Annotated in this window: 16 protein-coding genes; 14 read left to right on the top strand and 2 right to left on the bottom strand. The window is 36.2% G+C overall.

Features of this window, described 5'->3' with window-relative positions:
• Positions 1-209: 209 nt before the first annotated feature.
• Positions 210-1,943, bottom strand: a complete 1,734-nt coding sequence (locus tag BWZ20_RS11420; protein ID WP_076620122.1) for an amidohydrolase — start codon at positions 1,941-1,943, stop codon at positions 210-212.
• 92 nt (positions 1,944-2,035) lie between these two features.
• Here BWZ20_RS11420 and BWZ20_RS11425 point away from each other — a divergent pair, with 92 nt between their 5' ends.
• Positions 2,036-2,650 carry a DUF4230 domain-containing protein gene (locus tag BWZ20_RS11425; protein WP_076620123.1) on the top strand — a complete coding sequence of 205 codons (615 nt, stop codon included), beginning with the start codon at positions 2,036-2,038 and terminating at the stop codon, positions 2,648-2,650.
• Here the strand turns inward: BWZ20_RS11425 and BWZ20_RS11430 are convergent.
• On the bottom strand, positions 2,645-2,950 hold the full coding sequence (locus tag BWZ20_RS11430) for a rhodanese-like domain-containing protein (protein WP_076620124.1): 306 nt from the start codon (positions 2,948-2,950) through the stop codon (positions 2,645-2,647). The genes BWZ20_RS11425 and BWZ20_RS11430 overlap by 6 nt on opposite strands.
• 47 nt (positions 2,951-2,997) lie before the next feature.
• Here BWZ20_RS11430 and BWZ20_RS11435 point away from each other — a divergent pair, with 47 nt between their 5' ends.
• From BWZ20_RS11435 to BWZ20_RS11495, 13 genes are all read left to right on the top strand, one after another.
• A complete protein-coding gene (locus BWZ20_RS11435; RefSeq protein ID WP_076620125.1) occupies positions 2,998-3,576 on the top strand; it encodes a TetR/AcrR family transcriptional regulator in 579 nt (192 codons plus the stop codon).
• Positions 3,577-3,687: 111 nt separating this feature from the next.
• A complete protein-coding gene (locus BWZ20_RS11440) occupies positions 3,688-4,761 on the top strand; it encodes a 2Fe-2S iron-sulfur cluster-binding protein (protein WP_076620126.1) in 1,074 nt (357 codons plus the stop codon).
• 110 nt (positions 4,762-4,871) lie between these two features.
• Complete coding sequence (gene paaA / locus BWZ20_RS11445; protein WP_076620127.1) at positions 4,872-5,852, top strand: 1,2-phenylacetyl-CoA epoxidase subunit PaaA; 981 nt, start codon at positions 4,872-4,874, stop codon at positions 5,850-5,852.
• A gap of 92 nt (positions 5,853-5,944) precedes the next feature.
• Entirely contained in the window at positions 5,945-6,235 is a 291-nt protein-coding gene (paaB, locus tag BWZ20_RS11450) for a 1,2-phenylacetyl-CoA epoxidase subunit PaaB (protein WP_076620128.1), read from the top strand.
• A gap of 123 nt (positions 6,236-6,358) precedes the next feature.
• Entirely contained in the window at positions 6,359-7,114 is a 756-nt protein-coding gene (paaC, locus tag BWZ20_RS11455; protein ID WP_076620129.1) for a 1,2-phenylacetyl-CoA epoxidase subunit PaaC, read from the top strand.
• Between the two features lie 150 nt (positions 7,115-7,264).
• A complete protein-coding gene (paaD, locus tag BWZ20_RS11460; protein ID WP_410529710.1) occupies positions 7,265-7,768 on the top strand; it encodes a 1,2-phenylacetyl-CoA epoxidase subunit PaaD in 504 nt (167 codons plus the stop codon).
• Positions 7,769-8,012: 244 nt separating this feature from the next.
• Entirely contained in the window at positions 8,013-8,795 is a 783-nt protein-coding gene (locus tag BWZ20_RS11465) for an enoyl-CoA hydratase-related protein (RefSeq protein ID WP_076620132.1), read from the top strand.
• A gap of 39 nt (positions 8,796-8,834) precedes the next feature.
• Positions 8,835-9,773 (top strand): pyridoxal-phosphate dependent enzyme, encoded by a 939-nt coding sequence (locus BWZ20_RS11470; protein ID WP_076620134.1) that lies wholly within the window; start codon positions 8,835-8,837, stop codon positions 9,771-9,773.
• A gap of 71 nt (positions 9,774-9,844) precedes the next feature.
• Positions 9,845-11,038, top strand: coding sequence for a 3-hydroxyacyl-CoA dehydrogenase NAD-binding domain-containing protein (locus tag BWZ20_RS11475; RefSeq protein ID WP_076620136.1), 1,194 nt, complete (start codon positions 9,845-9,847; stop codon positions 11,036-11,038).
• 90 nt (positions 11,039-11,128) lie between these two features.
• Entirely contained in the window at positions 11,129-11,533 is a 405-nt protein-coding gene (locus BWZ20_RS11480; RefSeq protein ID WP_076620138.1) for a PaaI family thioesterase, read from the top strand.
• Positions 11,534-11,595: 62 nt separating this feature from the next.
• Positions 11,596-11,892, top strand: a complete 297-nt coding sequence (locus BWZ20_RS11485) for a GIY-YIG nuclease family protein (protein WP_232217102.1) — start codon at positions 11,596-11,598, stop codon at positions 11,890-11,892.
• Between the two features lie 29 nt (positions 11,893-11,921).
• On the top strand, positions 11,922-13,136 hold the full coding sequence (pcaF, locus tag BWZ20_RS11490; RefSeq protein ID WP_076620142.1) for a 3-oxoadipyl-CoA thiolase: 1,215 nt from the start codon (positions 11,922-11,924) through the stop codon (positions 13,134-13,136).
• Between the two features lie 119 nt (positions 13,137-13,255).
• Complete coding sequence (locus BWZ20_RS11495; protein WP_076620144.1) at positions 13,256-13,588, top strand: GIY-YIG nuclease family protein; 333 nt, start codon at positions 13,256-13,258, stop codon at positions 13,586-13,588.
• Positions 13,589-13,663: the final 75 nt, after the last annotated feature.

Consider the following 13,663-nt stretch of genomic DNA (forward strand, 5'->3'; position numbering starts at 1 on the left):
AAGGCGTTAGGTATTTTTTTAAGTTAAAAAGCTTGATTCTTCGATGTAAGTTTCTAAAAATCGTTAAACTAAACAACATAACCTATACTTAATAAATAGGTAAGGATTAGATAATCTAAAATAATAAGAAGTCGTTTATTTTTGTATTGCTATTAATTATTACTTAAACATTAGTTGGGCTTTCACAAGAGAAAGAGACTAATGTTTTTTTAGTTTTTAGCATTATATACGATGTTACCATTAAAAATGGTTATCTTAACTTGAGTATCTAAAATTTTAGACTCATCAATAGTCATAATGTCCTGATCAAAAATGGTGAAATCAGCTAACTTTCCGGCTGTTATAGAACCTTTTATATCTTCTTCAAAGGCACCATAAGCGGCATCTAAAGTGTAAGATTTTAGAGCCTGTGCTCTCGTCATTTTCTGATCTGGTTCGTAACCGCCTTCGGGTGTTCCTTTCAATGTTTTTCTGCTAACACTAGCATAAAAACTAGCAATTGGGTTTATGGGTTCTACTGGTACATCTGTGCCGTTAACTATAGGAACGCCACTTTGTAGAAGCGTTTGCCACATGTATGCCCCTTCTTTTATACGTTTTTCGCCTAAGCGATCTATGGCCCAAGGTCTGTCAGAAGACATATGTACAGCTTGCATTGCTGGAATAACATTTAGCGCAGCAAATCGTGGAATATCTTCTGGGTGAAGGTGCTGTGCATGTTCTATCCTAAATCTATGGTCTAGGGTTAGCTCAGGGTTTTCATTAAAAGCTATTTCATAACGGTCTAAAATTTCTCTATTAGCTCTGTCACCTATAGCATGAGCACATACCTGAAATCCGTTTTTAAGACCGCGTATAGCGGTTTCTTTTACAAATTCCATGGGTAAGGTTTCATGGCCAAAGTGATTTGGTCTGTCCGTATAAGGCTCCAATAGCCATGCACCTCTAGAGCCTAATGCACCATCACAATTAAGTTTTATGGATCTAATGGTAAAAAGATGATCATCATCTATCATAATCCCTTTTTTATACCAATCATTCAGTAACGCTTTATCCCAACCTGTAAGCATAGCATAAATTCTTACATTCATCTTTGAGTTAGATTTCATGTGCTCATACAAAGCAATCGTTTCTTTTGGTATGCCAGCATCATGAAAACTAGTTATGCCATTTTTATGGCATGCCATAACGGCAAGTTCAAACGCCTTTTTATCAGACTCAGGTGTTCTTTTAGGAATATGTTGGGTAATTAGAGATTGTGCTCGTTCGTTAAAAATTCCTGTTGGTCTGCCCAAAGCATCAACAAGAACTTCACCACCTTCAACTTCATATGTTTTTATACCATCTAATGCTAAATTTGTGAGTCCAGCTATTTCCATTGCCTTCTCATTTGCAAAACCTGCATGTCCACTAGCATGTTTAAGAAATACAGGGTTATTTGGTGATACTTCACTTAGTAAGTGATGGGTTTGAAACCCATGAACAACATCTGTAGGCATGCTATCCCATTTGCTCTGGTGCCAACCTCTACCTGTAATCCATTCGCCTGGTTTTGCAGTTTTTACACGCTCGGCAACAGCCTCTACAATAGCTTGATAACTAGTTGTATTCATAAGGTCTAGATTAAGCTCATTATATCCTAAACCCATAAAATGACCATGACCTTCAATAAAACCGGGTGTCATTGTTTTTCCTTTTAAATCTAAAACTTTAGTTTGCTCGGTTTTATAAGTTTGCGCTTTTTCTAATGGTCCTGCAAAAAGAATTTTATTATCTTTTATCGCAACAGCTTCTACTGTTGTTGAGGCAGAGTCAACCGTATATATTGTTCCGCCATAAATAAGCATTGTTGCAGATTCTTGCTGTGTTTTAGAACAGGCTGTTATAAGAAGAAATGCTAAGAATAAGACTATGTTAAGGGTATAACGTTTTGTAAATTTCATCTCAACTAATTTAGTTACCCAATTTACAATTATTTTAAAGAGTATTTATTACGATTACATTTAATTAAATGCATAATTGATTAACTTAGCATATGCGAAAAATCTTATTTGGAGTAATATTGACTTTTGTCATCTTGTTTGCATTTAAATATTGTGGAGACAGGAATGAAGAAAAAACCACTATAAAGGAAAATTCTGCTCTCATACAAAAACAGCTTAAAAATGTTAGTAAACTTGTTGTTACAGAAGGTCATTTTTCTGAAGTCTTTAGTTATAAAAGCTCTAAAGCTATTTTTGGTGACTACCTAACTGCAGACAAAAAAGCCTTGGTGGTGGTAAATGCAGAAGTATCTATAGCTTATGATTTATCTAAAATTGAATACAATATTGATGAGGCTACAAAAACACTTCAAATATTAAGTATACCAGAGGAAGAAATAACTATAAATCCAGACTTTGAATATTACGATATTCAAGCTGATTACCTAAATCCCTTTATGGCCAAGGATTACAACGACATTAAGAAAACAGTAAGGCAACAATTAATGAAAAAAATTGAAGTTTCTGACTTAAAATCTAACGCTAAAAACAGATTACTAAGCGAGCTATCCAAATTTTATATTCTAACCAATTCATTGGGTTGGTCATTAGAGTACAATCAAACACCTGTTAAGAGTTTAGAAGGCTTAAATAATTTGAAGCTATAGCTTTTTCTTTAAAGAAACCCAGCCACCACCATTAGTAGCCTCAATATTATTCATATTTAAAAATTTAGCAGCTTTTGCAGATCGTACACCACTAGCGCAACAAGTTATCACTGGTTTGTTGAGTTTCTTTACTTCGCCAACCCTATTATTCAATTCGTTTAGCGGAATGTGTAAGGCATTCTCAATGTGTCCCGCATCCCATTCGCTTTTATTACGAACGTCTAAAATAATAGCGTCATTTTCTAAAAATTTCGCAACTTGTCGCTTCTTTGTGCCAAAAATAAAATCTAAAAATCCCATAGTTTTTCTTTTTCATAAATTTACGTTGAATAAATCACTTCCTAAAATTGAAAACAGAAACGCGCAAAGACGAAATCATAAAAACGGCAACAAGACTCTTCAAAGAAAAAGGTTACAGCGCAGTAACAATGCGCGATTTAGCGTCTGCTATGGGTATGAAAGCGGCTAGTCTTTACAATCACATTAACTCTAAGCAAGAAATCCTAAAAGAAATAATCATTTCATTGGCAGAAGAGTTTACCGAAGGTTTGGCTCTAATTCAAAAATCAAATATTTCTAGTATTAAAAAAATAGAAGAGGTTGTGAAACTACATGTTAATATTACTTCTCAAAATACTTACGGAATGGCATCCCTAAATAATGACTGGATGCATTTAGAAGAAAAACTAGATTATTATCTTGAACTGCGCTCTAACTACGAAGAAAATTTAAGGCAAATAGTGGTAGAAGGAGTTGAACAAGGAGAAATAATAGACGAAAATATTGAGATTATGTTATTTTCAATCTTATCAACCTTAAGATCGTTGTATCTATGGATTCCAAAAAAAGACTATCTCAATCCAGAAAAATTGTCACAACAACTTAGTACAGTTCTTGTTAAAGGTATTAACAAAAAAATCGATTAATTTTTTGTAAATTTGTAAAGCAAACTAACAACTGTTAGTTTTTTTAATAAGTAATTCGAAATCGTTTTCGCGTTTAGCTTAATAATTTTAAAGTATAGATTATAACTGTTAATGGCAGATTTTTATAAATTAAGGATAAAAGATATTTATAAGGAAACAAAAGATACCTCAGTTGTAGCTTTTGATATTCCTGATGCTTTGCAAGACGAATTTAAATTTTCGCAAGGACAACATTTAACGCTTAAGGCATTAATTAATGGCGAAGATGTACGTCGCTCATATTCGTTATGTTCTAGTCCATTCGATAACGAATGGCAAGTTGCTGTCAAAGAAATTCCTGGAGGGAAATTTTCGACTCATGTAAATTCCACTTTAAAGGTCGGAGACGAGCTAGATGTTATGCCACCAAGTGGAACATTTGGAGTAGATTGTAATGCAGATAATGCTAAAAACTACCTATTTTTTGCAGCAGGAAGTGGTATTACGCCAATTCTTTCAATGATTAAAGCGCATTTGGCAGCAGAGCCAAAGGCAACTTGTAAGTTGTTCTATGTCAATAAAACTGCAAAATCTATTATCTTTAAGGAAGTCTTAGAGCAATTAAGAAATACTTATTTTGGTCGTTTAGAAATCTATTATTTCCTAACCAAAGAAAAACGAGATATAGAGTTGTTCAATGGTCGTTTTGATGATGAAAAAATGAAAGTGCTCACCAAAACATTCATTGATATTCCAGATACAAGCGAAGTGTTTTTGTGCGGACCAGAAGATATGGTCAATTATGTGAGTAATTATCTTGCTGAAGCAGGTTTGCCAAAAGATTTAATTCATTTCGAATTATTTGTAAAAGGCCTCACCGAAGAAGATAAAAAACGTGTTGAGCGTTTGTCAGAGCAAAAAGTGGATGGTGTTGAAGTTGTTATTATCGATGGCGGAAAAGAATTCCGCTTCACAATGCAAAAAGACGATGATAATATTTTAGATGGAGCGCTCATAGCAGGAGCAGATTTGCCATTTGCATGCAAAGGCGGTGTTTGCAGTACCTGTAAATGCCAAGTAATGGAAGGTGAAGTTGAAATGAAAATCAACTACGCACTAGAAGAAGACGAAGTCGCACAAAACTATGTGCTAAGCTGTCAAGCAGTACCAACTACAAAAAGAGTTGTGGTAGATTTCGACGTTTAAATAAAGATTTGTCATTTCTACCTAGGTAGAAATGACAAAATAAATTGAAAAAGAAAAATTAAGTTTCACCAGCTAAAAGCAATAAGCTAATAGCCAAAAGCTAAAAAGAAATGAGTGAAGATCAAATCAAAAATTCGATGGCTGAGCGCAGTCGAAGCCTAGAAGCAGAATTTGAAGCGCGTATAGCGCGCGATGAGAAAATTGAACCTAAAGACTGGATGCCAGAAAAATATCGCCAAACGCATATTAGGCAAATCAGTCAGCATGCACATTCCGAAATTGTAGGAATGTTACCAGAAGGTAACTGGATTACGCGTGCGCCATCCTTACGTCGTAAAGTAGCCTTGTTGGCAAAAGTGCAAGACGAAGCTGGTCATGGATTATACTTATACAGTGCTTGCGAAACATTAGGGATTACTCGAGATGAGTTATATGAGCAATTACATTCTGGTAAGGCAAAATACTCTTCCATTTTTAATTATCCAACAGTAACTTGGGCAGATATGGGAGCCATTGGTTGGTTGGTAGATGGCGCAGCCATTATCAATCAAGTGCCACTTTGTAACACCTCTTTTGGGCCTTATGCAAGAGCCATGGTGCGCGTGTGTAAGGAAGAAAGTTTTCACCAACGCCAAGGCTTCGAAATTATGCTAAAGCTTTGCAATGGTACACCAGAACAAAAAGAAATGGCGCAAGATGCACTTAACCGTTGGTGGTGGCCAAGTTTAATGATGTTAGGACCAACTGATGATATGTCAGTGCATACCGAACAATCAATGAAATGGAAATTGAAACGAAAAACCAATGACGAGTTACGTCAGCAGTTTATTGACCAAACTGTGCCTCAAGCTGATATTTTAGGATTAACAATTCCAGACCCAGATTTAAAATGGAACGAAGAGCGTCAGAGTTATGATTTCGGAGAAATTAATTGGGACGAATTTTGGCAAGTTGTAAAAGGTCACGGACCAATGAACAAAGAGCGAATGAAAGCTAGAGTTGGCGCATGGGAACGTGGAGAATGGGTCAGAGACGCAGCTATGGCTCACGCTGAAAAACAACAAGAAAGAAAAGAAAAAGAAGCAGTTTAATTAAAATAGTAGTGAGTTATAAGTAATGAAATTTTAGTCAGATAAAACTGTTGTTCTCAACACGAAATACTCACTTCTTAATACTATAAAAAATGTCTAATAAAAAGAACTGGCCACTTTGGGAGGTTTTCGTAAGAAGTAAAAACGGATTAGAACACCGTCATTTTGGAAGTCTTCATGCAGCAGATGCAGAAATGGCTTTAGAAAATGCACGAGACGTTTACACAAGACGTAACGAAGGCGTAAGCATTTGGGTTGTAGAAAGTAAGCATATTACAGCATCAAACCCAGAGCATAATGGCGAATTATTTGAGCCAGCACAAGACAAGGTTTATCGTCATCCTACATTTTACGATTTACCAGACGACGTAAAACACATGTAACAAAGCGAGGCTTTGTCATCCTGAATTGTCACACTGAGCGCAATCGAAGTGTTGTTTCAGGATTTCTTTATTGGAGTTAAATGTCACCTTGAGCGCAGTCGAAAGGTCTCAATTTGAGTAAAAATGAAAAACAAAAACCTATACAACTATATCCTAGGCATCGCAGATAATAGTCTCATTCTCGGTCAGAGATTAGGAGAGCTTTGCGGTCACGGACCAAGTTTAGAAACCGATATCGCGTGCACCAATATGTCATTAGATTTGTTAGGGCAAGTACGTAGTTATTATCAATATGCAGCGAAGTTAGCTGGAGACGGCAGAACTGAAGATGATATCGCAATGCTTCGTAAAGAACGCGAATACTTCAATGTGTTATTGGTAGAGCAACCAAATACTGATTTTGGATACACAATGGCAAGACAATTTTTGTTCGATGTATATCATTTTTTAATGCTAACCGAATTAGAAAAAAGTACCGATTTAAACTTATCGGCTATTGCAAAAAAATCCATCAAGGAAGTAAGTTACCACAAGCGTTTCTCATCCGATTGGATTAAGCGATTAGGTGATGGAACAGAAGAAAGCCATAGCCGTATTCAAACCGCAATAAACGATTTATGGACGTATACAGATGAATTGTTTCATCAAACCGAAGCTGATAAAGCTATGGTTGCAGAAGGCGTTGGAGTAGACGTCACTAAATTAAAAGGCGCTTATTACGAAGAAGTAAATGCGGTTTTAGAAGAAGCAACGTTAAGCGTTCCAGAAAGCAAATATTTTCAAAAAGGAGGAAAGCAAGGCATTCATACCGAACATATGGGTTACTTGCTGGCCGATTTACAATATATGCAACGCACCTATCCAAATATGGAATGGTAATCAATTCCTGCACAAGCAGGAATCTTAAATTGAAATCGAAACTGAAGACGAAGTCGAAGAAGATATTTACAATATTGTAATTTTAATTGTCCCCTTGAGGCGATGTGCTGAGCTTGTCGAAGTGGGACTTTAGGGGTGTTTTAAAATTTAATTTTGACAAAAGACAAATTACAAATAGACCAAAAATTATATAAAATACTGGAAAATGTAAGCGACCCAGAAATCCCAGTATTATCCATCATGGATATGGGAGTGGTGCGTTCTGCGGTTATCGAAAATGATGTAGTAAAAATAGAAATTACACCAACTTACAGTGGTTGTCCTGCAATGGATGTTATCGGAGACGATATCAAACGTGCCATGCAAAAAGCCGGTTATAAAGCTGAAGTAGATTTGATTTTACATCCAGCTTGGACAACCGATTGGATTACGCCAAGAGGCAGAAAAGCACTCGAAGATTATGGTATTGCTGCACCACTAGATGCCGAAGCCGATAAGTCGGTGTTGCTTAAAGGAAAACAATTAGTAAAATGTCCGCAATGCGGAAGCACAAATACAAAAATGATAAGTCAATTTGGTTCAACAGCTTGTAAAGCACAATTTCAGTGCAACGATTGCCAAGAACCATTTGATTATTTTAAATGTTTAAAGTAGAAATTAGAATAGAGAAGTTAGACCGCTTCGCTGTTAGAAAATTAGATAACAAGTAAGTAATGTTGAAATGCAGAATAACAAAATGAAATCGTTAAAAATTTCTGAAGCCTTGGAAGAAATTTAGATTTTATTTTGAGATTTTCAATCAGTGTAACAAGATTGAAAAATTCCTCATTTCAACTTGACTTTTTTGGTTCGTTTTTGTGTCAAGACAAAAATGAATAAAAGAAAATAAAAGACTATTATGAGTAATTCAATTGAATTAAAAATAGAAAAAAATATAGCCTACATCACACTAAACCGACCAGAAGTCTTTAACAGCTTCAATCGTGAAATGGCATTAAACCTGCAGCAAGTTTTTGACGATTGCGAAAGTAATGCAGAAGTAAGAGCTATAGTTTTAACAGGAAACGGAAAAGCATTTTGCGCAGGTCAAGACTTAAAAGAAGTGACAAGTCCTGAACTAAATCCAGGATTCAAGAAAATTCTAGAAGAACATTACAATCCAATCATCACAAGGATTAGAACTATTAAAAAACCAATTATTGGTGCGATAAATGGTGTGGCAGCAGGAGCAGGAGCAAACATTGCATTAGCTTGTGATATTGTTGTTGCTCACGAAAAAGTAAGTTTCATTCAGGCGTTTAGTTTAATAGGTTTGATACCAGACAGTGCAGGAACATTCTTTTTACCACGATTAATAGGTTTTCAAAAAGCATCAGCATTGGCGATGTTAGGAGATAAAGTGTCTGCCGATGAAGCCGAAAAAATGGGTATGATTTACAAAGTATTGCCATTAGAAAGTTTTGAAGAGGAAGTAAATAAATTAGCTTTAAAACTGGCTAATATGCCAACATTAGCTTTAGGGAAAATCAAGGAAGCGTTGAATCAATCCTTGACGAATAATTTAGAGGAGCAATTAGCATTAGAGTCAAAATTACAAATAGAAGCAGCTCAAACTGAAGATTACGAAGAAGGCGTTTCAGCTTTTGTTGAAAAACGTAAACCAACTTTTAAAGGCAATTAATTCTTGTGTCACCTTGAGCGCAGTCGAAAGGTCTCTAATATGAATAAAAAAACTCTCATAGAAGCTCACAACCGAATAAAACCATTTATTCACAAAACACCTGTGTTAACATCACAGTTACTTGATGAAATAGCAGGTTGTAATGTGTTTTTTAAATGTGAAAACTTTCAGAAAATGGGTGCTTTTAAAATGAGAGGTGCATCAAACGCAATTTTATCCCTTTCTGATGAAGAAAGACAAAACGGAGTGGTGACACATTCTTCAGGTAATTTTGCTCAAGCTGTTTCACTAGCAGCTAAGAAAATTGGTGTTAAGGCATATATCGTTATGCCAGAAAATGCGCCACAAGCTAAAAAGAATGGTGTTAAAACCTATGGTGGTGAAATTATAGAATGTGAGTCAACAGCCGAAGCCAGAGAATTTACAGCGAATAAAATTCAAAAAGAAACTAAAGCGTCATTTTTACATCCATCTAATCAAGATGAAGTGATTTACGGTAATGCGACAGCAGCAAAGGAGTTGTTAGAGGAGCAGCCTAAACTCGATATAGTTATAGCACCAGTTGGAGGTGGTGGATTATTGGCAGGTACAGCTTTAGCTATTGGTCAGTTTGCACCAAATTGCAAAATAATAGGAGCAGAACCAATGGAAGTCGATGATGCTTATCGTTCTTTAAAATCAGGTAAGATTGAAAAAAACAAAAGCACAAATACCATTGCAGATGGATTGAAAACCTATTTAGGAGACCGTAATTTTCCAATTATAAAAACTTTAGTTGATAAAATTATCAGAGTAGAAGAAGAAGAAATTAAAGAGGCTATGCAACTCATTTGGGAACGCATGAAAATAGTTGTAGAGCCATCAAGCGCAGTAGCTTTTGCTGCTGTTTTAAAGAATAAAGAAGAATTTAAAAATAAGAACGTAGGAATTATCATTTCTGGCGGAAATGTAGATCTGACAAATCTTCCCTTTGGATGATTTGTCATTCTGAACTGTCACACTGAGCTTGTCGAAGTGTTGTTTCAGGATCTCATTCTAATTAAGAAAATATGAACGTAGGAATAATAGGTTCAGGAACAATGGGAAGCGGTATCGCTCAAGTAGCGGCAACTGCAGGTTGTTCTGTGAAATTATATGATACCAGCCAAGCGGCTTTAGACAAAGCTAAAGCAAGCCTTGAAAAAATATTAAATAGACTCATTGAAAAAGGTCGAATAGATACTGAAGAAAAAAACAGAATTCAGTCAAATATCACGTATGTCGATAGTCTAAAAGCACTAGCAGATTCAAATCTTACGATTGAAGCTATCGTAGAAAATATTGATATAAAGAAGAAAGTGTTTTCAAAATTGGAGACATATGTTTCAGAAGAATGCATCATAGCTTCGAACACATCGAGTTTATCCATAGCATCCATAGCATCATCTTTACAAAAATCAGAGCGTTGCATTGGAATTCACTTTTTCAACCCAGCACCATTGATGAAATTGGTTGAAGTCATTCCAGCAGTACAAACCTCAAAAGCAGTTTTAGACAAATCGGTTGAAACCATAAAAAGTTGGAAAAAAACAGTAGCTGTTGCAAAGGATACACCTGGTTTTATCGTAAACCGCGTAGCGCGACCATTTTACGGAGAAGCCTTAAGAATTTACGAAGAAGGCATTGCTGATTTTGAAACTATTGATCATAGCTTGAAAACATTGGGAGGTTTCAGAATGGGACCATTCGAATTAATGGATTTTATTGGTAACGATGTTAACTACATAGTAACAGAAACTGTGTTTACAGCCTTTTATTTCGACCCAAGATACAAACCGAGTTTCACACAAAAACGTTTAAGTGAAGCAGGCTATTTAGGAAGAAAAACCGGAAAAGGTTATTACGATTACGACCAAAACGGAAAGCGTGTCATTCAGAGCGATATCGAAGAATCTCAAACTGTCACCTCGAGCGCAGTCGAGAGGTCTCTCTCTCAACAAATATTCAACCGTGTTTTAGTAATGTTAATCAATGAAGCAGCAGACGCTTTGTTTCTAAATATCGCATCAGCTGAAGATATAGACAACGCAATGACTAAAGGAGTTAACTACCCAAAAGGCTTATTAGCCTGGGCAGATGAAAAAGGCATTGATTGGTGTGTAACCAAACTAGATGAATTGTACAACGAGTACCACGAAGACCGTTACCGTTGCAGTCCGTTGTTACGTAAAATGAATGAAGAAAACAGAACATTTTTTAACTAGCGTCAGTTCGAGTGCGAAGCGTATCGAGAACAAGCGAAACTTCTCGATACAATCTTCTGTCGAAGATCACTCGAGGTAACGAATTGAACTATGAAAGGAGCAGATATCCCACATAAAATGTTAAGTCAAGATGCATTTAGCACTTGGTTAGGCATCGAAATCCTAGAATGCGAAATCGGTCGTTGTCGCGTGGCAATGACGGTTCGCAAGGAAATGTTGAATAGTATGGGAAAAGCACACGGTGGAATCAGTTATGCATTGGCAGATACCGCTTTTGGTTTCGCAGCAAATACACACGGAAAATTTGCTGTATCCATAGAAACCAGCATCAATCATATAGAAGCATTAAATGAAGGAGATTATTTAGTCGCTGAATCTGTGATAGAAAATGTAAAAAATAGACTCGGATTTAATATCGTAGAAGTAAAACGAGGAAATGAACTGGTAGCACTTTTTAAAGGTGTTGTTTATCGCACTCAAAAGGATTGGGAATAAAATTCCTGCGAAGGCAGGAATCTCATAATAAAGAATAAATGAAATATTGGTACGTCTATATTATGGCAAACAAGCCAAATGGAGTAATTTATATAGGAGTAACTGATAATTTAGAAGAAAGAGTTAAAGAACATAAATTAAAAGTTTATCCAAAATCTTTTACAGCTAGATACAGTTGTGAGATTCTAGTTTATTTTGAAGAATTTGAAAATGGTGAAAAGGCGTCAATTAGAGAAGTTCAATTCAAGAAATGGAAGAGAGATTGGAAAATTAAATTAATAGAAGAAATGAATCCGAGTTGGGCTGATTTAAGTTTGAACTGGAATTTAGGAAATAAAATATTTAGGAATAACAAATAATAAGATACCTGCTTTCGCAGGCATTAGTTATGAAACAAGCATACATAATAGACGGCATAAGAACACCAATAGGAAATTATAAAGGCACATTATCGGCTGTGCGTACAGACGATTTAGCAGCTTTAGTAATCAAAGAAATCGTAAAACGAAACCCAAACATCCCAAAAGAAGCATACGACGATGTTATTTTAGGTTGTGCCAATCAAGCAGGCGAAGATAATCGTAACGTAGCACGTATGGCATCACTTTTAGCTGGATTGCCATTTACAGTTCCAGGAGAAACCGTGAATAGACTATGTAGTTCTGGTTTGTCAGCAATTATTCACGCTAACAGAGCGATAAAAGCTGGAGATGGCGATGTATTTATCTCTGGAGGTGTTGAGAATATGACACGCGGTCCGTACGTTATGGCAAAACCATCAAGCGCTTTTGGAGGCGATTCAAAACTTTACGATTCCACATTCGGATGGCGTTTCGTAAACCCAAAAATGCACGAAATGTATGGCACAGACGGAATGGGAATGACTGCCGAAAATCTAGTAGAGAAATATAATATCTCGCGAGAAGATCAAGATGCATTCGCCTATTGGAGTCAGATGAAAGCATCACAAGCGCAAGAAAACGGACGATTAGAAAAAGAAATTGTACCTGTCGAAATTCCACAGCGCAAAAAAGACCCAATCGTTTTTGCAAAAGACGAATTTGTAAAACCAACAACATCAAAAAAGATTTTAGCCAAATTACGACCAGCCTTTAAAAAAGAAGGAGGTAGCGTAACCGCAGGAAACGCATCAGGATTAAATGATGGAGCAGCCGCAACCATTATCGCTAGTGAAGAAGCTGTAAAAAAATATAATCTAAAGCCTTTAGCGCGCATCGTGAGTTCGGCTGTCGTAGGTGTAGAACCTCGAATTATGGGCATCGGTCCAGTCGAGGCGTCCAATAAAGCTTTGGCAAAAGCCGGATTAACAATGGACGATATTGACATCATAGAGCTCAACGAAGCCTTTGCAGCACAAGCATTGGCGTGTATCAGAGCCTGGGGATTGGCGGACGATGATCCAAGAATTAACCCAAATGGAGGCTCGATTGCTATAGGTCACCCACTTGGTGTTACAGGCACCAGAATCGCCTATTCAGCGGCTTTAGAGCTCAAAGAGCAAAACAAGCGCTACGCATTGGTAACGATGTGTATTGGTGTGGGTCAAGGCTATGCAGCGATCATAGAGAATGCAAATAATTAACAATTGAAGATTGTCGATTGAAGATTTAAGAAGTAGTGAGAACTTCAAAAATCAAAAATCGTTAATCCACAATCTCAAATAATGAATGTGTCACCTCGAGCGCAGTCGAGAGGTCAATTATGAAAACGTATTATGTATATATATTACAATGTTCAGATAATCTAACATACACAGGTATAACAAACAATTTGTCGAGAAGATTAGATGAACATCAAAAGGGTATAAACAAAAGTTGTTTTACATTTAAAAGAAGACCACTAAAATTAATTTTTGAACAAGTCTTTAATGATATAGAACAAGCTATTCGATTTGAGAAGAAAATTAAAAAATGGAGTTCAAAAAAGAAATATGCATTAGCAAATGGAAAGTATGATTTGTTGCAGATTTTATCAGAATGTAGAAATGCAACACATTCAAATTATAAACCCTTAAGATATCGTGAATTCAATTAGTGATAGAACTGTCACCTCGAGCGCAGTCGAGAGGTATTTGAGTTTTAATTTTAATAGGTCTCGACTGCGCTCGAC

Source organism: Winogradskyella sp. J14-2 (assembly GCF_001971725.1).
Classification (GTDB): Bacteria; Bacteroidota; Bacteroidia; order Flavobacteriales; family Flavobacteriaceae; genus Winogradskyella.

Excerpts from the sequence above, each read along its gene's own strand:
- BWZ20_RS11420 (WP_076620122.1), bottom strand. The coding sequence starts at position 1,943 with ATGAAATTTACAAAACGTTATACCCTTAACATAGTCTTATTCTTAGCA.
- BWZ20_RS11425 (WP_076620123.1), top strand. The coding sequence starts at position 2,036 with ATGCGAAAAATCTTATTTGGAGTAATATTGACTTTTGTCATCTTGTTT.
- BWZ20_RS11430 (WP_076620124.1), bottom strand. The coding sequence starts at position 2,950 with ATGGGATTTTTAGATTTTATTTTTGGCACAAAGAAGCGACAAGTTGCG.
- BWZ20_RS11440 (WP_076620126.1), top strand. The coding sequence starts at position 3,688 with ATGGCAGATTTTTATAAATTAAGGATAAAAGATATTTATAAGGAAACA.
- paaA (WP_076620127.1), top strand. The coding sequence starts at position 4,872 with ATGAGTGAAGATCAAATCAAAAATTCGATGGCTGAGCGCAGTCGAAGC.
- paaB (WP_076620128.1), top strand. The coding sequence starts at position 5,945 with ATGTCTAATAAAAAGAACTGGCCACTTTGGGAGGTTTTCGTAAGAAGT.
- paaC (WP_076620129.1), top strand. The coding sequence starts at position 6,359 with ATGAAAAACAAAAACCTATACAACTATATCCTAGGCATCGCAGATAAT.
- BWZ20_RS11465 (WP_076620132.1), top strand. The coding sequence starts at position 8,013 with ATGAGTAATTCAATTGAATTAAAAATAGAAAAAAATATAGCCTACATC.
- BWZ20_RS11470 (WP_076620134.1), top strand. The coding sequence starts at position 8,835 with ATGAATAAAAAAACTCTCATAGAAGCTCACAACCGAATAAAACCATTT.
- BWZ20_RS11475 (WP_076620136.1), top strand. The coding sequence starts at position 9,845 with ATGAACGTAGGAATAATAGGTTCAGGAACAATGGGAAGCGGTATCGCT.
- BWZ20_RS11480 (WP_076620138.1), top strand. The coding sequence starts at position 11,129 with ATGAAAGGAGCAGATATCCCACATAAAATGTTAAGTCAAGATGCATTT.
- BWZ20_RS11485 (WP_232217102.1), top strand. The coding sequence starts at position 11,596 with ATGGCAAACAAGCCAAATGGAGTAATTTATATAGGAGTAACTGATAAT.
- pcaF (WP_076620142.1), top strand. The coding sequence starts at position 11,922 with ATGAAACAAGCATACATAATAGACGGCATAAGAACACCAATAGGAAAT.
- BWZ20_RS11495 (WP_076620144.1), top strand. The coding sequence starts at position 13,256 with ATGAAAACGTATTATGTATATATATTACAATGTTCAGATAATCTAACA.